Here is a 21274-nt window from a genome sequence, read left to right on the forward strand (position 1 = left end):
CCCCGCGTGGCGTCGCAACGGCGATGAGACCCTTGTGCGACAAGGCCCCCGCTCCCTGTGCCATTTGTCACGGGCATTGCCGGCCGGCGGTGGAGTAGATTTGGAGGATTCACCCCGCAGGATCGATTACCACATGAAGAAGACCGGCCTCTACCTGGCGCTTGCCGCCGCCCTTGGACTTGGCATGACCGCCTGCAACCGCACCGAAAGCCCCGCCGCCGGCAGCGCCGCCGAGCAGCCGGCCGCGCCGTCCGCCCAGGACAACCCGTTCTTCGCCGAAAGCGACCTGCCGCTGCACTACCCGCACTTCGACCGGATCCGCGACGAGCACTTCGCCCCGGCGTTCGAAGCGGGCATGGCCGAGCAGATCAAGGAAGTGGAGGCGATCGCCGGCAACCCGGAGGCGCCGACCTTCGAGAACACCATCATCGCCCTGGAGAACAGCGGCCAGCTGCTCGACCGCGCGACCACCGTGTTCTTCAGCCTGGTGGGCACCGACACCAACGACGCGCGCAAGAAGCTGCAGGCCGACTTCTCGCCGCGCTTCGCCGCGCACCGCGACGCGATCGCGCTGAACCCGGCGCTGTTCGCGCGCATCCAGGCGCTGTACGACAAGCGCGACACGCTGGGCCTGGACGCCGAGGGCGTGCGCCTGGTCGAGCGCTACCAGGACGACTTCATCCGCGCCGGCGCCAAGCTGTCCGAGGCTGACAAGGCCACGCTGAAGGACATGAACGCCAGGCTCGCCACCCTGGGCACCCAGTTCAACCAGAACGTGCTCAACGAGGTCAACGCCTCGGCGGTGACCTTCGACAGCGCCGACGCGCTGGCCGGCTCGAACGAGACCCAGCTCGCCGCCGCCGCCGAGGAGGCGAAGAAGCGTGGCCAGGAAGGCAAGTACGTGGTCACCCTGCTCAACACCACCGGCCAGCCGCCGCTGACCTACCTCACCAGCCGCGATGCGCGCCAGAAGATCTTCGAGGCCTCCGCCGGCCGCGGCAGCCGCGGCAACGAGTACGACAACACCGCCATCGTTTCGGAGGTGATGAAGCTGCGCGCCGACCGGGCGAAGATGCTGGGCTTCCCCAACCACGCCGCCTATTCGCTGGCCGACGCCACCGCCAAGACCCCCGAGGCGGTGAACGCGATGCTGGGCCAGCTGGCGCCGGCCGCGGTCGCCAACGCCAAGCGCGAAGCCGCCGACCTTCAGGCGATGATCGACAAGGAACAGGCCGCCAAGGGCGAGCCCAGCTTCAAGCTGGAGCCGTGGGACTGGGCCTACTACGCCGAGAAGGTGCGCCAGGAGCGCTACAACTTCGACGAGTCGCAGCTCAAGCCGTACTTCGAGATGAAGAACGTGCTGGAGAACGGCGTGTTCTTCGCCGCCAACCAGCTGTACGGGCTGACCTTCAAGGAACGCACCGACCTGCCCAAGTACCGCGACGACATCTGGACCTACGACGTCTTCGACGCCGACGGCAGCCCGCTGGCGATCTTCATCTTCGATCCGTTCGCGCGCGAGTCCAAGCGCGGTGGTGCGTGGATGAACGCCTACGTCTCGCAGTCGAAGCTGCACGACACCCAGCCGGTGGTCGCCAACCACCTCAACATCACCAAGCCGACCGACGGCCAGCCGGTGCTGCTGACCTGGGACGAGGTCACCACCACCTTCCACGAGTTCGGCCACGCCCTGCACGGCATGTTCTCGGACGTGACCTATCCGTACTTCAGCGGCACCAGCGTGCCCCGCGACTTCGTCGAGTTCCCGTCGCAAGTCAACGAGATGTGGGCCGACTGGCCGTCGATCCTGGCCAACTACGCCAAGCACCACCAGACCGGCGAGGCGATGCCGCAAGCGCTGCTGGACAAGGTCCTGGCAGCGAGCAAGTTCAACCAGGGCTTCGCCACCACCGAATACCTGGGCGCGGCCATGCTCGACCAGCGCTGGCACCAGATCGGTTCGGACGAGGTGCCCGAAGCGGCCGGCGTGATGCAGTTCGAGCACGACGCGCTGGTTGCCGACGGCATCCAGTTCACCCCGGTGCCGCCGCGCTACCGCACGCCGTACTTCAGCCACATCATGGGCGGCTACGCGGCCGGCTACTACGCCTACATCTGGTCGGAGGTGCTGGACGCCAACACCCAGCAGTGGATCCGCGACAACGGCGGGCTCAAGCGCGAGAACGGCGACCGCTTCCGCGCGACCCTGCTGTCGCGCGGCGGCAGCAAGGACGCGCTGCAGCTGTTCCGCGACTTCACCGGCGCCGATCCGAAGATCGAGCCGCTGCTGGCCAAGCGCGGGCTGGACGCCGCGCCGCCGCGCTGATCCTGCCACCCTCGCCGCAACGCACTGCGCCACCTCCGGGTGGCGCAGTCGTTTCCGGGGTCCGGCGCAATCCGGTCAGCGCGGGGCGACGTAGCCGCCGGGCACCCCGCGCGGCGAAAGCACCAGTTGCCACAGCTGCGAGCGGCGGCTGCGGAAGCTGGCCATCGACCCGGCCAGGTAGAACCGCCACATGCGCCGGAAGCGCTCGTCGTAGCGCGGGTCCAGCCGCTCCCAGGCCGCCTCCACGTTGTCGTGCCAGGCCTGCAGGGTGCGGTCGTAGTCGGCGCCGAAGCCGTGCCAGTCCTCGAGCACGAACAGGCCCTCGCTGGCCCGGGTGACCTGCGCGGCCGACGGCAGCATCGAGTTGGGGAAGATGTAGCGCGCGATCCACGGATCGGTGCGGCGCACCGAAACATTGCTGCCGATGGTGTGCAGCAGGAACAGCCCGTCACCGGCCAGGCAGCGCCGCACGACCTCGAAATAGGCGCGGTAGTTGCGCACGCCCACGTGCTCGAACATGCCGATCGAGAGCACCGCGTCGAAGCGCTCGTCCAGGTCGCGGTAGTCCTGCAGGCGGATCTCCACCGGCAGCCCGGCGCACAGCTCGCGGGCAAACGCGGCCTGCTCCTCCGAGATGGTCACACCGACTCCGGAGACGCCGTAGCGTTCGGCGGCGAACTTCAGCGCCTCGCCCCAGCCGCAGCCGATGTCCAGCACGCGCATGCCCGGGCGCAGTTGCAGCTTGCGGCACACCAGGTCGAGCTTGGCCTCCTGCGCCGCATCCAGGCCCGTGGCCTGGCGCCAGTAGCCGCAGCTGTAGACCAGGCGTCGCCCCAGCATCGCCGCGTAGAGATCGTTGCCCAGGTCGTAGTGGCGCCGGCCCACTTCCCCGCTGCGCGCGCGCGACTGGCGGTTGGACAGCCACGCCAGCAGCGCGTCGCCGGCTTCGGCCAGGCCATGCACGCGCCGGTCCAGGCGCGCCTGCAGCAGGTGCAGCAGGAAGCCGTCGAGCGAGCGCACGTCCCACCAGCCGTCCATGTACGACTCGCCCAGGCCCAGCGAGCCCTGCGCGAGTACGCGCGCGTAGAAGCGCCCGTCGTGGACCTGCGGGTCCCATTCGCGGCCGCCGCCGGCCTGCACGCCGGCCTGCGCCAGCAACGCCTCGATCCTGCGGCGCGGACGGGGGACGGCGGCCATGCCACTGCCCCGCGCCTACCCGCCGAACAGCCCGTCGACGTCGTCGGCCAGATACGGCCGCAGCACCGCCGCCGGCACGTCCACGGTCTGCACGCCATCGGCATACGGCCCGACCTGGTATGGCGGGAACACGAACCGCAGCCCGCCGATGCGGCCATCGGCCGCCGGCAGCGGTTCGAACTCGGTGAAGTTCGCCGGGTCCGCGCCGGTGCCTTCGGCGATCATCTTCAGCGCGCCGGCGAGCAGCCGTTCGCGATCGCCCGGTTCCAGGTCCCCGTCGGCCGCGCGGGTGTGCGCGGCGGCGCCCAGCTGCTCCTGGACGTAGCCGGACACCGCCTTCCAGCCGGCCGGGTCGGCGAACAGGTCCTGTGCGGTGAGCATGCGCTGCTGCCCGGGCAGCCAGACGAAGCGGGCCACCAGCGGCTGGCCATGGGCGCCGCCGGTATACAGGCTGCCATCGGCGGCCACCGCGACCACCCCAGCGTTGCGTACCAGTTCGCGGAAACCCAGCGACAGTTCGTACGGTGCGGTCGGCGCGGCATCCAGTCCCGCCACCGCCTGCATCAGTTCGCCACGGGCGGCCTCGGCGTACTCGTGCAGGGCCCGCGCCAGGCCCGGATCGGCTGCCACACCCGGCGGATAGCTGATGCCGACCACGTAGCGCGGGTCATGTTCGATCACATCGGCCAGCGCAGGGACGGCATCGGGCTCGGCGGCCGGCGCGTCCGCGACGACCGGTGCCTGCGGGGGCTCCGGGGCGGCGGGGTGGTCCGGCGCGGCCTCGCGCTGGCAGGCTGCCAGCAACACCGCGGCCATGCCGGCGGCAAGCAGCGGGATCGGGTTGAAACGTGTCGTTCCGGGATTCCGGGGCATCCTGCACCTCCCTTGCGCGTGGTCCGCGGCCTGCGTCCATCCGGCAGGGTCGCACGCGGGCAGTCTAGTCAATCCACCAGCAGATCGGCGTAGTCCGGATGCCGTGCGGCCCAGACCTCGGCGTACGAGCACGCCGGCAGCACCCGCCAGCCCTGCCCCCGGGCATGCTCGAACGCGTGCCGCACCAGGTGGCCGGCCAGCCCGCGTCCACCAATCTCCGCGGGCACGCCAGTATGGTCGATGACCATGACCCCGTCCTGGAGGTGGTATTCGAGTTCGGCCTCGTGCCCGTCCAGCTGCAGGAAGAAACGAGGATGGGCGGGATCGTGGGCGATGGCTGGCAGGTCGGTCATGGCAGGTACCCGGGGCGCGGCGGCAAAAGAGGACGCTCTGCGTCACATTCTGGCTGGAAATCCGGCGGCTGGCCCGCTTCGGCGTAGCTGAACAGGAGTCTGGACCAGTCTGCAGGAGTTGGCACGGGTTCTGCGTCGGTTCAGGCAGGTCCCAATGCCAATGATCCCAGGAGCCCCAGGATGGACGCACTCGACAGCAGCAGCACGACCGACTTCGCCAACGACGCCTCCCTGCTCGAAGGCCTCTACCAGCTCGTGGTCAGCGGCCACACCGAGGGCTGGGAATTCGAACACCTGAACGCGGAAGTGTACGAGCGCCTGAAGCACGCCTACGCGGTCCTCAACTGACATTGCGAAGGGGGAAGGACGGAGCGCGTCGCACGCGATCCGTCCGGGCAGCCCCGCCGGCGGCGGGGCTGCTTTTTTTTTGCTTCTTCTCCCGGCCAGTTCGCACGCCGGGCTTGCACGCCACGAACGCGGGCGCTCAACCGAAGCGCGGGTTCAGCAGCTCGTGCAGGAACACGTTCAGCAGCCGCGGCTCCATCGCCAGCATGAACATCACCCCGAACGCGGCACCGGCCAGGTGCGCGCTGTGGTTGATCCGGTCCCCACCCCTGCGGTCCATCCAGATGCTGTAGCCGACGTAGAACACCGCGTACAGGATCGCCGGCGCCGGGATGAAGAACACGAAGATCAGCGACCACGGCTGGATCAGGATGAAGGCGAACAGCACCGCCGACACCGCGCCCGAGGCGCCGAGGCTGAAGTAGTTCGGGTTCTTCTGGTTCCTCAGGTAGCTGGGCAGGATCGAGACCACCAGCGCGGCCAGGTAGAACAGCGGGTAGGTCAGCGCGCTGCCGGTGAGCTGCGCCATCACCTGTTCGATCAGCCGGCCGAAGAAGAACAGGGTGACCATGTTGAACAGCAGGTGCGCCAGGTCGGCGTGCAGGAAGCCGTAGCTCACCAGTCGCCAGTACTCGTGCCTGCGGGCGATCGCCGGCGGCCACAGGATCAGCCGGTCGGCCAGGCGACGGTCCTTGAACGCCAGCCACGACAGCAGGGCGGTGACCGCGATCAAGGCCAGGGTGACGGGTGCTTGCATGCGGTCCTCAGGCGACGCGGTAGTTGTCCTGCATCGGGTAGCGGCGCGCGTAGGCGGCGAACGCCAGCGCGGCCACGAACGCGAAGCCGGCGAAGAAGAACATCAGGAACGCGTTTTCGCTCAGCCCGGTGCCGGCGATCCGGCCCAGCACCGCCTCGTTGCGCACGCCGAAGTTGGTCAGCAGCACCCACAGGCTGCCGAAGGTGCTGGTGAGGTACCAGAACGCCATGATCACGCCCTTCATCGCGTGCGGCGCCTGGCTGTAGGCGAACTCCAGCGCGGTCGCCGAGACCAGCACCTCGCCGAAGGTCAGCAGCAGGTACGGCAGCGCCTGCCAGCTCAGCGAGACCTCGGCGCCACCGTCCAGCCACAGCTGCAGCATGCCGGCCACGATCCAGGACACGCCTGAGATGGCGATGCCCCAGCCCATCCGCCGCAGCGCGGTCGGTTCCCAGCCGAGCCGGCGCAACGCCGGGTACAGCAGCAGGTTGTTGAACGGGATCAGCAGCATCACCAGCAGCGGGTTCAGCGCCTGCATCTGCGCGGCGTCCTTCACCAGCCAGCTCGGCCACCAGGCCGAGGCGTGCGGGATCACCATCTCCCGGCCCTGGATGATCCAGGTCGAGGCCTTCTGGTCGAACAGCGACCAGAACGGGGTCACCAGCGCGAACACGATCAGGATCCGCAGCACCGCGCGCACGCCGTCCACCGCCGCGTCCGGGTGCGCGCCGCGGGCGCGCTCCAGCTGCATCGACGCGCCCCAGCCCACCGACGCGATCACCACGCCCAGTGCCAGGCAGGCGGAGATCACGAAGCCGAAGTCCGGCCACCACGGCGCCAGCCCGCCCAGCGACAGCGCCCACAGCAGCAGCAGCGCGGCGGCCACGACCAGACCGGCCACGGCCACGGCGCGGCCCGGGCGGCCCTCGCCCGGCGCATGCGCGCGCAGCGCCGTCTTCACCACTTCGAGGAAGGCGTGCGGGTCGTTGCGCGAAGGCGGCACGTTGACGTAGTGGCGGCGCCCCAGCCAGAACACGAAGGTGGCGATGAACATCAGCACGCCGGGGATGCCGAAGGCCACCGCCGGGCCCCAGTGGCGCAGGAACAGCGGCGCCAGCAGCGAGGCGAAGAACGAGCCGAAGTTGATGATCCAGTAGAACGCGTCGAAGACCAGCTTGGCCTTGGACTTGTTGCTCTGGTCGAACTGGTCGCCGCAGAACGACACCACCAGCGGCTTGATCCCGCCCGAACCCAGCGCGATCAGGAACAGGCCGGTGTAGAAGCCGGTGGCGTTGTCCTCGAACATCGCCAGGCAGGCATGGCCGGCGCAGTAGACAAGCGAGAACCAGAGGATGGTGTGGTACTTGCCGAAGAACCGGTCCGACAGCCAGCCGCCGAGCAGCGGGAAGAAGTACACGCCGATCACGAACATATGGAATATGTCCTTGGCGGCGCCATCGCGCTGCGGCCCCTCGGGCAGGTAGGCCAGCAGGACCGAGCTGATCAGGAACGGAACCAGGATGTTCCGCATGCCGTAGAAGCTGAAGCGCTCGCAGGCCTCGTTGCCGATGATGTAGGAGATCTGGCGGGGCATGCGCCCGCTGTCAGCAGTGGTCGTGCTCATCCGGGAGGTGGCTGCAAAAGAAGCCGAGGGTACCCGATCCGGTGGGGCCACCGGAACCGCCACCGGCCATGTCCGCCGGCGATGCTGCGATCGCGCCGCGGCTTGCGCCGCGCGCCTCGCCGGGCATCATGTGCGCATCGTCACTTCCAGCCCGCCACCGATGTCCTGTCGCGCCGCCCTGCTTGCCCTGTCGCTCGCCAGCCTGCCGGCTACCGCCGCGGCCGCCGTCCCGCAATCAGCGACGGCCTCTGCCGCCAGCGCCGACGCCCTGGCCACCGTGTCCGAGCGCTCCGGCTTCCAGCGCACCGGCCGCTACGAAGAAGTCGGCCGCCTGGCCGCCGCGTTCCAGGCCCGCCATCCGGACCGGGTCCGTGCACTGGAATTCGGCACCACGCCCGAGGGCCGGCCGATGCAGCTGCTGGTGGTCACCGCCACCGGCGTCTTCGACCCGGCCGAGGCCCGGCGCCGCGGCCTGCCGGTGGTGCTGATGCAGGGCGGCATCCATGCCGGCGAGATCGACGGCAAGGACGCCGGCTTCCTCGCCCTGCGCCAGGTGCTCGCCGGACAGGCCGCGCCCGGGGCGCTGGACAAGGTGGTGTGGCTGTTCGTGCCGGTGTTCAACGTCGATGGCCACGAGCGCTTCGGCGCCTGGAACCGGCCCAACCAGCGCGGCCCGGAACAGATGGGCTGGCGCACCACCGCGCAGAACTTCAACCTCAACCGCGACTACGTGAAGGCCGATGCGCCGGAGATGCGCGCGATGCTGCGCCTGGTGCAGGCCTGGGATCCGCTGGCGACGGTCGACCTGCACGCGACCGACGGCGCCCAGTTCGAGCACGACATCTCGATCCAGGTCGAGCCGCTGCACGCCGGCGACGCGCGGCTGCGCGAGATCGGCCGCGCCTGGCGCAACGCGGTGATCGCCGACCTGGCCCGGCAGGGCTCGAAGCCGCTGCCGTTCTACCCGTCCTTCGTGGAGAACGACAACCCTGCCTCCGGCTTCGAGGACGGCGTGCCGCCGCCGCGCTTCTCGCACGGCTATTTCCTGCTGCGCAACCGCCTGGGCATGCTGGTGGAAACGCATTCGTGGAAGCCGTACCCGGAACGGGTGCGGATCACCCGCAATACGATCGTCTCGGTGCTCGAGCAGATGGCCGCGCATGGCGCGCAGTGGCGGCGCGAGGCCGACGCGGCGGACGCGCGCGCGGCGAAGCTGGGCGGGCAGTCCGAGCCGCTGGCCTGGAAGGCGGGCGCGAAGGCGCGCGACGTCGATTTCCTCGGCTACGCCTACACCCGAACGCCGTCGGACGTGTCCGGCGCGCTGATGACCCGCTACGACGAGACCACCCCGCAGGTCTGGCGCGTGCCGCTGCGCGACGACGTGCAGCCGGCGTTGCATGCCGTCGCCCCGCGCGCGGGCTACCTGGTGCCGCCGGCCTGGGCCGCGTTCGTGCAGCCGGCACTGGAAGCGCACGGCGTCGCTTTCCGCCGCGTGGACGCGGCCTGGCCCGGCGCGCCGGTGCAGGCGTTCCGCACCACGGCACCGCAGTTCGCCGGCAACTCCATGGAAGGCAGGCAGCGGCTGTCGCTGGAAGGCGCGTGGAAGCCGGAACCGCGCGACGTGGGCGCCGGCGCACTGTACGTGCCGATCGCGCAGCCGCTGTCGCGCCTGGTCCTCGCCCTGCTCGAACCGCAGGCGCCGGATTCGGTCGCCGCCTGGGGCGCGCTCAACGTCGCGTTCGAGCGCAAGGAATACATGGAGGACTACGTCGCCGAGGACGTCGCCCGCGCGATGCTCGCCGACGACCCGGCGCTGGGCGACGAATTCCGGCGCCGGCTCGCCGACGACCCGGCCTTCGCCGCCGATCCCGGCGCACGCCTGGACTTCTTCTACCGCCGCCATCCGGCGTGGGACGAACGCTACGGCCTGTACCCGGTCCTGCGCCTGGACCAGCCCCCGCCCGATCGCTGACCCGGAGCGCCCGCCATGCCCCGCCTGCCCCGTCTCGCCCGCCTGCTGTCCTGCATCGGCCTGCTGGCGGGCGCAACGGCTGTCGCCGCGCCGGCCGGCATCGAGGCGCGGGCGCAGCCGGCGGAGTTCAGCGTGGTCACCTTCAACCTCTACCACGACTCCGCCGACTGGCCGCGGCGGCGCGTGCAGGTGCTGGCCACCTTCCGCCGCCTGGCGCCCGATGCGATCGTGCTGCAGGAAGTGCTGCAGCACGAATCGCTGCCCAACCAGGCCGCATGGCTGGCGCGCGAGCTCGGCTACGAATACCGGTTCGTGACCACCGACCCGCCCAGCCACAAGCGCCGCTACGGCATCGCGCTGCTGACCCGCCATCCGCTGGTCGAGGAAGGCGAAACCCTGCTGCACCCGCTGGAAGACCACCGCACCGCCGGCTTCGCCCGCCTGCTGGTCGATGGCCAACCGTTGAACCTGTACTACACCCACCTGTACTGGAAGCCCGACGGCGCGGCCATCCGCGCCCGCCAGGTCGCCGACCTGCTGGCCTACGTGGAGGCCACCTCCGGCGAAGCGCCCTCGCTGCTGGCCGGCGACTTCAACGCCGAGGCCGACGCACCGGAACTGGCCGCGCTGCTGCCAGGCTGGGAAGACGCCTGGCTGCGCCTGGATCCGCGCGCCGACACTGCCGCCTCCAGCACGCTCAACCCCGCCTATTTCAGTACGCCGGCACGCGTGGACCACGTATTCCTGCCGCGCGGCCGGATGCGGCCACTGGAAGCACGGCTGCTGTTCGCCGAACCGGATGCGGACGGCCTCTGGGCCTCCGACCACCGCGCCGTGTACGTGCGCCTGCGGCTGCCACCCGTCGCCGATACGGCGACTGAAGCTGCCGCCGCTACCGAAGCGGAAACGGAGGCGGATGACACCACCGAGCCTGCCGCAGATCCCGAAGTGAACAAGCCCTTTTAATGTTTCAGGAACACCGCCTTCGCATCCCCCATGCGCATGCCCGACTAGCCTGCCCGCTCCCCACCACTGCACAGACAGGAAAAACCGCATGAAGCCCACGACCGGCACCCGCGTCGCCCACCCTGCCCGCAACGCGGGCCTGCTCCTGTGCACCTCGCTGCTGGTCGCCCTGGCCGCCTGCCGCCCCGCGGACGACGACACACCCGCACCTGCGGCCACGGAAGCCACCGTGCCCGCCGCGCAACCGGCACCCACCCCTCCGGGCGACGCGATGCCCCCCGGCGCCACTGTGCTCCAGAGCCAGTGGCAGTGCGGCGACGAACGCATCTCCGCACGCTTCGACAGGCCACCCGGACCGCCACCGTGGTCCACACCGGCGGCGAACTGGTGCTGCAGCAGGCCGCAGCCGCCTCCGGCGCGCGCTACGCCGACAGCAACGGCAACGAATTCTGGACCAAGGGCCCAGGTGGAACGCTGACCCTCTCAGGCACGCCCGCGCGCGAATGCACCGAGGTCGTGAACCCCGCTACAGCACCGGCGGGTTGAGTGGCCGGAGAGCAGCGGGGCAAGCCCCGCTCTACAAGAGCGCAACACATGGCCGCGTCCCTGACCGCAGGCCAATAGAAGCCACGACCCGGAAGATCGCGAAAGGACGCCGTACCTTGGGTATATGGCCCAAGTGGCACATGGATGTGCCACGGCCCTTCGTAAAGACAGGATGTCGTCCCGAAGGGTGGGCCATATACCCAAGGTGCGGCGGCCCCCACCGGAGCCGACGCTCTTGAATGCCCCCCCGGAGTCGACGTCCTTCGACGCCCCGAGGAGGCCGCCGGCTGGAATTGCAGGTCAGGCCGCAGTCGCAGCCCTCAGCGCCGCGATCCGCTCCGCCAGCGGCGGATGGCTCAGGAACAGCCTGCGCAGCCCCTGCCCCATGCCACCCGCAATACCGAACGCCTCCACCTGTGCCGGCAGCGTGCTCTGCCCCTGGTTCTGCGACAACCGCTGCAGCGCCGCGATCATCTTCTCCCGCCCGGCCAACCGCGCCCCGCCCGCGTCCGCACGGAACTCCCGGCGGCGCGAGAACCACATCGCGATCATGGTCGCGAACAGCCCGAAGACCATCTCCAGCACCATCACGATCGCGAAATAGGCCAGCCCCGGGCGATCGTTATCACGCCCACCGGAAAGCTGGCTGTCGATGACCCCGCCCAACACCCGCGCCAGCACGATCACGAACGTATTGAGCACGCCCTGCAGCAGCGCCATGGTGATCATGTCGCCGTTGGCCACGTGCGCGACCTCATGGCCCAGCACCGCCTCGGCCTCGTCCGCGTCCATCTGCCGCAACAACCCGGTGGACACCGCCACCAGCGCATTGTTGCGGTTGGCGCCGGTGGCGAAGGCGTTGATCTCCGGCGCGTCGTAGACCGCGACCTCGGGCATGCCGATGCCGGCCGCCTGCGCCTGGCGCTGCACGGTGGCCAGCAACCAGCGTTCGGTCTCGTTGCGCGGTTCGGTGATGACCTGCGCGCGGGTGGCGCGCTTGGCCATCCACTTGGACATCAGCAGCGAGATGATCGAGCCGCCGAAGCCGAACAGCGCGGCCATGACCAGCAGCCCGCCCATCTGTCCCGGGTGGACGCCGAGCAGCGACATGACGATGCCGGCCAGGAACAGCACGGCCAGGTTGGTGGCGAGGAACAGGGCAATGCGGCTGAACACGGGCAGGTCTCCGGGGAGCTTGGGCGCGGGGGCGTGTCTTCGCCAGAAACTGGGGTCGCCATGGCTTGAAATCAAGCGATCCACGCCGCGACCATGCACTGATGACCCGCGTCGCCCATCCGCCCCCCTATCGCGGCCGTTTCGCACCCTCGCCCACCGGCCCCCTGCATGCCGGCTCGCTGCTGGCCGCGTTGGGCAGCTGGCTGCTGGCGCGCGCGGCCGGCGGCGAATGGCTGGTGCGGGTCGAAGACCTGGATCCGCCGCGCGAAGTCCCCGGCGCGGCCGATGCGCAACTGGCGGCGCTCTCCGCGTTCGGCCTGCTCCCTGACCAGCCACCGGTCCGGCAGAGCGCGCGCCACGCCCTGTACCACGCTGCGCTGGAGCGCCTGCGCGCCTCCGGTGCGGCGTTCTCCTGCCCGTGCAGCCGCAGCGAACTGGCCGCACAGCACGGAGTCCATCGCCACTGCGTGGCCGCCACGCCACGACCGCACCCGGCCTGGCGCCTGCGCGTGGCCGACGGCACCACGGTCGCCTTCGACGACGGCCTGCAGGGCCGGTTCGAACAGGACGTGGCGCGCGAGGTCGGCGACTTCGTCCTGCTGCGCGCCGACGGCTGCTGGGCCTACCAGCTGGCGGTGGTGGTGGACGACGCCGAACAGGACATCACCGACGTGGTCCGCGGTAACGACCTGCTCGACTCCACCCCGCGCCAGATCCTGCTGCAACGCACGCTGGGCCTGCCGACGCCACGCTATCTGCACCTGCCACTGGTCCTGGACGAAACCGGGCAGAAGCTGTCCAAGTCCAGCGCCGCGCAGCCGGTGGACCCGGCCGATCCGTTGCCGGCGCTGCGGCGCGCCTGGGCGCAGCTTGGCCAGGATCCGGCCCCGCTGCGCGACGCCGGCACGGTCGATACGCTGTTGCGGCGCGCGCTCGCGCACTTCGACCGCACCCGCCTGCCGGCGCGCTTGCACTTTCAGGAGGCCAGCACTACAACTGGCGTGGATCACTGAATGCGCCCCGGGAGGGCTCCGTCATGAGCAGTCGCGTCGCACTGGTTACGGGTGGCACCGGCGGCATCGGCACCGCCATCTGCAGGAAGCTGGCCGACATGGGCCACAAGGTCGCCACCAACTACCGCAACGAGGAAAAGGCGCGGGCCTGGCAGGCGCAGATGAAGGCGGACGGCTACGACATCGTCCTGGTCAAGGGCGACGTCACCTCGCCGGACGAGGCAGCGGCGATGGTCAAGGAGATCGAGGAGAAACTCGGCCCGGTCGACATCCTGGTCAACAACGCCGGCATCACCCGCGACGGCACCTTCCACAAGATGAAGGCCGACCAGTGGAACGACGTGATCAACACCAACCTCAACTCGGTGTTCAACGTCACCCGCCCGGTGATCGACGGCATGCGCGAGCGCAAGTGGGGCCGGATCATCCAGATCAGCTCGATCAACGGCCTCAAGGGCCAGTACGGCCAGGCCAACTATGCCGCCGCGAAGGCCGGCATGCACGGCTTCACCATTTCCCTGGCGCGCGAGAACGCCAAGCTCGGCATCACCGTGAACACGGTCTCGCCCGGCTACGTGGCCACCGACATGGTGATGGCGGTGCCGGAGGAAGTGCGCGCCAAGATCGCCGCGGACATCCCGACCGGGCGGCTGGGCAAGCCGGAGGAGATCGCCTACGCGGTCGGTTTCCTGGTCGACGAGCAGGCGTCGTGGATCACCGGCTCCAACCTGGACATCAACGGCGGGCACCACATGGGCTGGTGAGGCACCGGGCCGGAACTGCGGGAGTTGCATGCGCTGCTGCAGTGCGCCATGCTCGCTGGCACATGAAGACCGCCCGCGAGCGCACGATGGCAGCCCTACGGATCATCAAGAAGTACCCGAACCGCCGGCTCTACGACACCGAGATTTCCAGCTACATCACCATCGAGGACGTGCGCCAGCTCATCCTCGACGGTGAGTCCTTCGAGGTCCGTGACGCCAAGAGCGGCGAGGACCTCACCCGTTCGGTGCTGCTGCAGATCATCGCCGAGCAGGAGCAGGACGGGGAGCCGATGCTCTCGACCCAGCTGCTGAGCCAGATCATCCGCTTCTACGGCGATTCGCTGCAGGGCTTCATGGGCAACTACCTGGAACGCAGCATGACCGCGTTCCTGGAACAGCAGCAGACCTTCCGCCAGCAGATGGGCAACCTGCTCGGGCAGACGCCGTGGGCGGCGATGAACCAGCTCACCGAACGCAACCTGGAACTGTGGCAGGAGTTCCAGCGCGGCCTGGCCGGAGGCGCCGGCCGCCCGACGGGCAGCACCGCCGGTGCCGGAGCCAAGGCCGAACCGGAACGCGGCAGCGGCACGGGCGGCAAGCCCCGGCGCTGAGCCCTGGCGCAAGCGGATGGACAGAACGGACAGCCGGGGCAAGCCCCGGCTGTTTCGTCATGGCCGCGTTACTGCCGGCAGAATTTCTGCCGGTACTCCATCGCTTTGGGCAGCAGCGACTGCAGGGTCTGGATGCGGGTGCCCGGGTTGGGATGGGTCGAGGAGAACTCCGGCGGAGCCTCGCCGCCCGAAGACTCGCTCATGCGCTGCCACAGGCCGATCGACTCGTTGGGGTCGTAGCAGGCGGCGGCGGCCAGCATCAGGCCGACCTCGTCGGCCTGGGTTTCGTGGGTGCGGGCGTACGGCAGCAGGTAGCCGTAACCCATCGCCGCCATCACCATCTGCTGCTGCTGCGGATCCATGCCGCTGGCCGCGCCGGCCATCTGCCCGATCTGCGCCAGCTTCTGCTGGCTCATGCGCTGGGCACCGTGGCGCAGCAGCGCGTGGGCGATCTCGTGGCCCATCACCACCGCCATCGCGTCCTCGCTCTGCGCCACCGGGATCAGGCCGGTGTAGACGGCCATCTTGCCTCCGGGCAGGCAGAACGCGTTGGCCTGGTCGGACGGGATCACGTTCACGTCCCACTCGAACCCGCGCCAGTGATCCGGCGCGGCCATGCCGTGTTCGGCGGCCAGTTCGGCGGTCACTTCCGGGACCTTCTGGATCAGGCGGCTGGCGATCGCGGTGATCTGCTGCGAGGTCGGGTCGGACTTCGCCAGCGGACGCTCCTGCTGCAGGATCTGCTCGTAGGCCTGCAGGCCCATCGCCCGCTCCTGGTCCGGGCCGATCGAACTGTCGATCAGCACGGTCTCGCCGGTGTACGGGTCGGCGGTGCGGTTGGAGAAGTAGTAGCAGCCGCCATAGGCGAGGAAGCCGAGCAGGATCAGCCAGCGCAGGTTGCCGGCGTTGAAACCGCGGCGCCGCGGCGCCTGCCCGTAGCCCTGCCTGTCGCCCGACTGGCCGAACGGATCCTGTCGCATGCCCCTTCTCCTCGATCAGATGCCGCGCACCAGGCGGAAGCCGACGCGCGCGCTAGTCATATCCGAATCCATCGGCGCACGCCACGCCGAGCGGGTCTGCGCCGGCGAACCGGACCACACTCCGCCGCGCACCACCCGCGAGCGGCAGCCCGGGTTGAACCAGGCCGCGCCATCGGCCGGCGCCCGCCGGTAGCTGGCGTGCCAGCAGTCGGCGACCCATTCGCTGACATTGCCGGACAGGTCGTGAAGGCCCCATGCATTGGCGCTGAAGCGCCCCGCCGGCGCCGGCCCCCAGTAGCCGTCGCCGAAACCGACGAAGGCATTGTTCCAGGTGCGCCCGCTGGGCGAGACGTCGTTGCCGCCGGCGAAGTTGCCCGAGCCTTCCGGCGGCACGCCGGCGTCGCCCCAGGGGAAGCGGCCGTCGTTGCCGGCGCGCAGCGCGTACTCGAACTCGGCCTCGCTGGGCAGGCGGTAGTAGCGGCCGGTCTCAGCCGACAGCCAGGCCGCATAGGCCTCGGCGTCGCGCACGCTCACGTGCAGCACCGGGTCGCCCGGCGCCGCCGGCCGGCCGTCGTAGGCCGAACGCCAGTCCGCGCCGCTGCGGCGGGCGAAGTTGCCGCTTCGCTCGTCGTAGACGATCGAATTGCCGCGGCGGGTCGCCCGCGGACGCGCACCGGCGGCGGCGACGAAGCGACCGAATTCGGCCACGGTCACCTCGGTCAGCGACATGGCGAAACCACGGTCGAAGCGGACGTAATGGGCCGGTTTCTCCGGATCGGCCGCACCCGGCTCCGTATCCAGCGCACCCATGCGGAACGCGCCGTGCGGCACCACCACCATCTGTGGGCCGCGGCTGCCGTTGGCCAGGGCGTCGGTGAATACCTGGCCGGGGCGGAACGCGCCGTAGTGGGTGGCCAGGTCGATGCGCTCGCGCAACTGCGCGGCCACCGCATCGCCGGGCTCGGCGATCTCCAGCATCGCGGCGAGGCGGCCGCGGGCGTCGCGCAGGCCGTCGGGCCGGACCAGGTCGTGCAGGGCGGCGTCGCGCAGCGCGGCGATGCGCGCGGCGCGGGCAGCGGCGATCCGCGCGCGGGCATCGGCGACCGCGCCGGCATCGTCCTCGCGCACCGCCTGGGCGCTGTCGAGCCAGTGCGCGGCGGTGGCGAACTCCAGCGCGGCGGCGGCCTGTTCGGCGCGCCCGATCGCCGCGCTCTCCACCGCCGCCCGGCCCTGCAGCGCGCGCGGATCGTCCGCCCGGATCACCAGTGCGTCGCGGAAATACGCCAGCGCCCCATTGCCCTGCTCGCCCAGGCGGCCGGCGCGCAGGTCCTCTTCGCCGGCGCGGTTGAGCGCGGACAGGCGCCGCGCGCTCTCAACCCTGCGTTGCAATGCGGGCACCGCCGCATCGTCCGGCCGCAGCGCGCGTGCGACCGCAACCAGTTCCTCGGCGCGTGCCAGGCCGGCATCGTCGGTGTCCAGCGCGGCCACGGCCGCGCGCGCCTCGGCCACGACCCGCGCGCCGGCGCGCTGCAGGCCCCGCTGGCTGGCGCGGTCGTCCGGATCGGCCCGGCGCAGCGCAAGGTAAAGCGGGATCGCTGCGTTGCCGTCCTCGAACAGGCGGCCCTCGGCCAGCGCCGCATCCGCGCGCGCGCGCCACTCGGCGAGGTCGGCATCGGCCGGCAGTTCCACCGGCGGCGGACTCCATACCCCGACCACCGCCTCGCGCTCGTCGCCACTGACGGTGACGCTGGGACCCGCCTCGGCCCGATTGCCACCGATCCCGTCCCCACGAGTGCCGGCATCACGTCCCCCGGCAGCAGCCGGTCCCGAACCGGCCGGCACCTCGGGCGCGCGGCCACAAGCCGCCGCCAGCAGCAGCATGGTCCACAGCAAGGCCTGGCCGCTCGCGCGCAATGTCCCTCCTCAGGTCGCCTCCGCCCGTGGCGGTTTGACGCTAGGCTATCGCAGCCCGCACGGGCAGACGAAACAGGACCCCGGAACCCACGTGTCAGCACCCCTCTGGATAGACCAGCCCGCCGAGCTGCTGCGCCGGCTGGAGCATGCCCCGGCGCACGTCGGCCTGGACACCGAATTCATCCGCGAACGCACCTACTGGCCGAAACTGGCCCTGGTGCAGATGGCCGTCGGCGACGAGATCCTGCTGGTCGACCCCCTGCTGCCCGGCATGCCTCAGGCGCTGGCCGCGTGGCTGCAGGCGCCTGCCGTGCTCAAGGTGATGCACAGCCCCAGCGAGGACCTGGTCGCGTTCAAGTGCGCCTGCGGCGTCCTGCCGGGGCCGATGTACGACACCCAGGCCGCCGCCGCCCTCGCCGGCATCGGCGCCGGGATGGGCTACCAGAAGCTGGTCGAACAGGTCACCGGCGTGGTCCTGCCCAAGGGCGAGACCCGCTCGGACTGGCTGCGCCGCCCGCTCAGCGCCGCCCAGCTCGAATACGCGGCCGACGACGTGCGCCACCTGGACGCACTGCACGCGGCCACCGCCGGCCGCCTTCGCGAACTGGGCCGCGAAGCCTGGCTGGCCGAAGACATGGCGCGCGCCCTCGCCAACGCCGCCCGCGACGAAGGCGAACGCTGGCCGCACCTGTCGCTGCGCGCCGCGCAGTTCCTGGACGCCGCCGGCCAGCGCCGCCTGCTGCGGCTGCTGCGCTGGCGCGAGCGCCATGCACGCGAGCACGACCTGCCGCGCAGCTGGGTACTGGACAACGAACTGGCGGCCCTGCTCTCGCGCGACCCGCCGGCCGATTCCACCGCGCTGCAGAAGCGCCTCGACGCCCTGCCCAAGTCGCCGCGCAGGCTGGCCGCGGCGATCTGGCAGGCGCTGTCCACGCCGCTGGCCGACGAAGACGACCTGCCCCTCCCTGCCGGCGAACCGGACCGCAACGCACTCAAGCGCCTGCAGGACGCCGTGGCCCGGCGCAGCGCCGAACTGGCCCTGCCCGACGGCGTGCTGGCCTCGCGCCGCTACCTGGAAGCACTGCTGGAAGGCGGCGACTGGCCGCCCGCACTGCAGGGCTGGCGCCGCGCCGAACTTGAACCGGCGCTGGCGCCCCTGTTGGCACCCGCACCCACGGCAGGCTAGAATCCGCATCCCGCGCCGGGCATTCCCGCCGCACCGTGGGGCCATAGCTCAGCTGGGAGAGCGCGTCGTTCGCAATGACGAGGTCGGGAGTTCGATCCTCCCTGGCTCCACCACTTCCAGAAAGCCGCCTCCGGGCGGCTTTTTCCTTTGGCGCTCCCCCGACAGCGGGCCGAAAGGAGTCGGGGACACATGGCTCCGGCACTCGACTACGATTGCGCTGGTACCGGGATCCGCAGCCGCATGAAATCTTCCTTCCGCGCCTTCCTCCTGACCTGTGTCTGCGCGGCATCCATCGCCGCACCCGCCGACGCTGCGACCGTGGCGCATATTGAAGCGGCCGCGGCGGAAGACCTGGTCCCGGCGCAGGTTGCCATCGGCGGCCGCGCGACCACGGCGCCGGACATCGCCGGCTGGGCATGGCAGTGGCCGGGCCTGTACTTCGAAACCGCCTTCGCGGGCCGCGAAGCCGTCTTCGATGTCGGGCCGGGCGCCACCATCCTCCACGTGCACGTCGACGGACGCACGGCGGCCACGCTCGTGAAGCCCGCGCCCGGCCTTTACCGCCTCTCGGGCCTGGGCAACGGCCCGCACATCCTGCGCATCCAGGCGGCCACCGAGAACCAGGCTGGCCCCAACCGCTTCGGCGGCATCTTCCTGCCCGCCGGCAGCCAGGCCCTGCCCCCGCCATTGCGCGCGCGCCGGATCGAGTTCGTCGGCGACTCGCACACCGTCGGCTACGGCAACCTGTCAGCCAGGCGCGAATGCAGCGCCGACGAAGTCTGGGCCACCACCGACAACACCCGCGCCTACGGCCCGCTGCTGGCCGCGCGCTATGGCGCCGACTACCGGGTCAATGCGATCTCCGGCCGTGGCATCGTCCGCAACTACGGCGGCCTGGCCGCCGACACCCTGCCGCTGGCGTATCCGTGGCTGCTGTTCGACCACTCGGTGCGCGACAACGGGGACCGCGACTGGCAACCGCACGTCGTGGTGATCGCGCTGGGCACCAACGACTTCTCCACGCCGCTGGCGCCGGGCGAGCGCTGGAAGACCCGCGAGGCACTGCACGCGGACTACGAACGCGGCTACGTCGCCTTCGTGCAGTCGCTGCGCCAGCGCTATCCGGATGCGCGGTTCGCCATCTGGGCCACGGGCGCGCCCGGAGATGAAGTACGCGAGGCCTCGTCACACGTGGTGGACGCATTGCGCCGGGCCGGCGAGACACGGGTCGACTTCGTCCCGGTCGAGGGGCTGGCGATGGATGGATGCGACTGGCATCCCTCGCAGGCCGACCATCGCCGCATCGCAGGCGTCCTCGCCGGATACCTGGATCGCCTGCAGCCCTGGCCCTGAGCCCCTCGGGGCCGGGCTGGCTTGCGGCGCTTCAGCCGGCCTTGCGGGCGTAGCGGGTCTCGACGTAGTCGTCGATCAGGGCCACGAACTCGGCGGCGATGTTCTCGCCCTTCAGCGTGACCTTCTTCTCGCCATCCACGAACACCGGTGCCGAGGGCGCCTCGCCCGTCCCCGGCAGCGAGATGCCGATGTCGGCATGCCGCGATTCGCCGGGGCCGTTGACGATGCAGCCCATCACCGCCAGCGACAGGTTCTCCGCGCCCGGATGCGAGACGCGCCACTCGGGCATCTTCGCGCGCACGTGTTCCTGCACGGTCTTGGCCAGTTCCTGGAAGAAGGTGCTGGTGGTGCGGCCGCAGCCCGGGCAGGCGGTGACCATCGGGGTGAAGGCGCGCTGGCCGGTGGTCTGCAGCAGTTCCTGCGCCACCACCACCTCGGCGGTGCGCGACTGCCCCGGCTCGGGAGTGAGCGAGATGCGGATGGTGTCGCCGATGCCTTCCTGCAGCAGCACCGACAGCGCCGCGGCGGAGGCGACGATGCCCTTGCTGCCGATCCCGGCTTCGGTCAAACCCAGGTGCAGGGCGTAGTCGCAGCGCGCAGCCAGGTCGCGGTACACCGCGATCAGCTCCTGCACGCCGCTGACCTTGCAGCTGAGGATGATGCGCTCGGCCGGCAGGCCCAGTTCCACCGCGCGTGCGGCCGAATCCACCGCCGACAGGATCAGCGCCTCGCGCAGCACGCGGCCGGCGTCCCAGGGCTCGGCGCGTTCGTGGTTCTCGTCCATCAGCCTTGCCGCCAGCGACTGGTCCAGCGAGCCCCAGTTGGCGCCGATGCGCACCGGCTTGCCGTACTCCAGCGCCTTCTCGATGATCGCGGCGAACTGGGTGTCCTTCTTCCTGCCGAAGCCGACGTTGCCGGGGTTGATCCGGTACTTGGCCAGCGCTTCGGCGCAGGCCGGTTCGCCGGCCAGCAGCTGGTGGCCGTTGTAGTGGAAGTCGCCGATCAGCGGCACGTCCACGCCCATCATCAGCAGCTTTTCGCGGATCCGCGGGATCGCGGCGGCGGCCTCTGGGGTGTTCACGGTCAGCCGCACCAGCTCGGAGCCGGCGCGCCACAGTTCGGCGACCTGCTTCACCGAGGACGCCACGTCGGCGGTGTCGGTATTGGTCATCGACTGGACCACCACCGGCGCGCCACCGCCGACGGCGATGCCGCCGACCAGGACCTGGCGGGTGGGACGGCGCGGCCAGGGCGCGGCCGAGGGGGACAGGCACGTGGGCGTCGGCGCGGCCGTGGATCAGCAGCACGCAGGCAGGCG

At 70.5% G+C, this 21274-nt stretch carries 19 protein-coding genes and 1 tRNA gene; 11 read left to right on the top strand and 9 right to left on the bottom strand.

What is annotated here, in order from left to right; all coding sequences use genetic code 11:
* Positions 1-133 precede the first annotated feature (133 nt).
* Positions 134-2326 carry a M3 family metallopeptidase gene (locus tag CSC64_RS09985; protein ID WP_162435177.1) on the top strand — a complete coding sequence of 731 codons (2193 nt, stop codon included), beginning with the start codon at positions 134-136 and terminating at the stop codon, positions 2324-2326.
* Between the two features lie 75 nt (positions 2327-2401).
* On the opposite strand, the gene cfa is transcribed toward CSC64_RS09985, so the two are convergent.
* The 3 genes from cfa to CSC64_RS10000 form a co-directional block, all read right to left on the bottom strand.
* Positions 2402-3523 carry a cyclopropane fatty acyl phospholipid synthase gene (gene cfa / locus CSC64_RS09990; protein ID WP_162435178.1) on the bottom strand — a complete coding sequence of 374 codons (1122 nt, stop codon included), beginning with the start codon at positions 3521-3523 and terminating at the stop codon, positions 2402-2404.
* A gap of 15 nt (positions 3524-3538) precedes the next feature.
* Complete coding sequence (locus CSC64_RS09995; protein WP_202922355.1) at positions 3539-4396, bottom strand: DUF3298 and DUF4163 domain-containing protein; 858 nt, start codon at positions 4394-4396, stop codon at positions 3539-3541.
* Between the two features lie 68 nt (positions 4397-4464).
* Positions 4465-4749 carry a GNAT family N-acetyltransferase gene (locus tag CSC64_RS10000; RefSeq protein WP_162435179.1) on the bottom strand — a complete coding sequence of 95 codons (285 nt, stop codon included), beginning with the start codon at positions 4747-4749 and terminating at the stop codon, positions 4465-4467.
* Positions 4750-4929: 180 nt separating this feature from the next.
* Here CSC64_RS10000 and CSC64_RS13870 point away from each other — a divergent pair, with 180 nt between their 5' ends.
* Entirely contained in the window at positions 4930-5097 is a 168-nt protein-coding gene (locus CSC64_RS13870; protein WP_202922356.1) for a hypothetical protein, read from the top strand.
* 136 nt (positions 5098-5233) lie between these two features.
* Here the strand turns inward: CSC64_RS13870 and CSC64_RS10005 are convergent, their stop codons facing one another.
* Positions 5234-5851, bottom strand: a complete 618-nt coding sequence (locus tag CSC64_RS10005; protein WP_162435180.1) for a rhomboid family intramembrane serine protease — start codon at positions 5849-5851, stop codon at positions 5234-5236.
* Positions 5852-5858: 7 nt separating this feature from the next.
* On the bottom strand, positions 5859-7475 hold the full coding sequence (locus CSC64_RS10010) for a POT-type proton-dependent oligopeptide transporter (protein WP_162435181.1): 1617 nt from the start codon (positions 7473-7475) through the stop codon (positions 5859-5861).
* A gap of 160 nt (positions 7476-7635) precedes the next feature.
* Between CSC64_RS10010 and CSC64_RS10015 the strand changes: the two genes are divergently transcribed.
* From CSC64_RS10015 to CSC64_RS10025, 3 genes are all read left to right on the top strand, one after another.
* On the top strand, positions 7636-9447 hold the full coding sequence (locus tag CSC64_RS10015; RefSeq protein WP_162435182.1) for a M14 family metallopeptidase: 1812 nt from the start codon (positions 7636-7638) through the stop codon (positions 9445-9447).
* Between the two features lie 15 nt (positions 9448-9462).
* On the top strand, positions 9463-10413 hold the full coding sequence (locus tag CSC64_RS10020; RefSeq protein ID WP_238389967.1) for an endonuclease/exonuclease/phosphatase family protein: 951 nt from the start codon (positions 9463-9465) through the stop codon (positions 10411-10413).
* Between the two features lie 309 nt (positions 10414-10722).
* Positions 10723-10959 carry an MliC family protein gene (locus CSC64_RS10025; RefSeq protein ID WP_162435183.1) on the top strand — a complete coding sequence of 79 codons (237 nt, stop codon included), beginning with the start codon at positions 10723-10725 and terminating at the stop codon, positions 10957-10959.
* 300 nt (positions 10960-11259) lie between these two features.
* On the opposite strand, the gene htpX is transcribed toward CSC64_RS10025, so the two are convergent.
* The gene (gene htpX / locus CSC64_RS10030; RefSeq protein ID WP_162435184.1) at positions 11260-12135 is read right to left on the bottom strand and encodes a protease HtpX; all 876 of its coding nucleotides are present in this window, start codon (positions 12133-12135) and stop codon (positions 11260-11262) included.
* A 101-nt stretch (positions 12136-12236) separates the two neighbouring features.
* Here htpX and gluQRS point away from each other — a divergent pair, with 101 nt between their 5' ends.
* The 3 genes from gluQRS to phaR all read left to right on the top strand — a co-directional run bounded on the left by gluQRS (position 12237) and on the right by phaR (position 14523).
* Positions 12237-13148 (top strand): tRNA glutamyl-Q(34) synthetase GluQRS, encoded by a 912-nt coding sequence (gene gluQRS / locus CSC64_RS10035; protein ID WP_162435185.1) that lies wholly within the window; start codon positions 12237-12239, stop codon positions 13146-13148.
* A gap of 23 nt (positions 13149-13171) precedes the next feature.
* Positions 13172-13912, top strand: a complete 741-nt coding sequence (gene phbB, locus CSC64_RS10040) for a beta-ketoacyl-ACP reductase (protein WP_162435186.1) — start codon at positions 13172-13174, stop codon at positions 13910-13912.
* Between the two features lie 62 nt (positions 13913-13974).
* The gene (gene phaR / locus CSC64_RS10045; RefSeq protein ID WP_238389989.1) at positions 13975-14523 is read left to right on the top strand and encodes a polyhydroxyalkanoate synthesis repressor PhaR; all 549 of its coding nucleotides are present in this window, start codon (positions 13975-13977) and stop codon (positions 14521-14523) included.
* A 68-nt stretch (positions 14524-14591) separates the two neighbouring features.
* Here the strand turns inward: phaR and CSC64_RS10050 are convergent, their stop codons facing one another.
* Together CSC64_RS10050 and CSC64_RS10055 are read right to left on the bottom strand one after the other, a co-directional pair.
* Entirely contained in the window at positions 14592-15503 is a 912-nt protein-coding gene (locus CSC64_RS10050) for a M48 family metallopeptidase (protein ID WP_162435187.1), read from the bottom strand.
* 15 nt (positions 15504-15518) lie between these two features.
* A complete protein-coding gene (locus CSC64_RS10055) occupies positions 15519-17384 on the bottom strand; it encodes a formylglycine-generating enzyme family protein (RefSeq protein WP_162435193.1) in 1866 nt (621 codons plus the stop codon).
* Positions 17385-17508: 124 nt separating this feature from the next.
* Here CSC64_RS10055 and rnd point away from each other — a divergent pair, with 124 nt between their 5' ends.
* The 3 genes from rnd (at position 17509) to CSC64_RS10070 (ending at position 19956) form a co-directional block, all read left to right on the top strand.
* Entirely contained in the window at positions 17509-18603 is a 1095-nt protein-coding gene (gene rnd, locus CSC64_RS10060; protein WP_162435188.1) for a ribonuclease D, read from the top strand.
* A gap of 37 nt (positions 18604-18640) precedes the next feature.
* A tRNA-Ala gene (locus tag CSC64_RS10065) sits at positions 18641-18716 on the top strand.
* Positions 18717-18843: 127 nt separating this feature from the next.
* Complete coding sequence (locus CSC64_RS10070; RefSeq protein ID WP_162435189.1) at positions 18844-19956, top strand: SGNH/GDSL hydrolase family protein; 1113 nt, start codon at positions 18844-18846, stop codon at positions 19954-19956.
* 31 nt (positions 19957-19987) lie between these two features.
* Here the strand turns inward: CSC64_RS10070 and ispG are convergent, their stop codons facing one another.
* Entirely contained in the window at positions 19988-21226 is a 1239-nt protein-coding gene (gene ispG / locus CSC64_RS10075) for a flavodoxin-dependent (E)-4-hydroxy-3-methylbut-2-enyl-diphosphate synthase (RefSeq protein ID WP_162435194.1), read from the bottom strand.
* Between the last annotated feature and the right edge of the window lie 48 nt (positions 21227-21274).

The sequence above is a fragment of the Pseudoxanthomonas koreensis genome (assembly GCF_010093225.1).
GTDB lineage: Bacteria > Pseudomonadota > Gammaproteobacteria > Xanthomonadales > Xanthomonadaceae > Pseudoxanthomonas > Pseudoxanthomonas koreensis.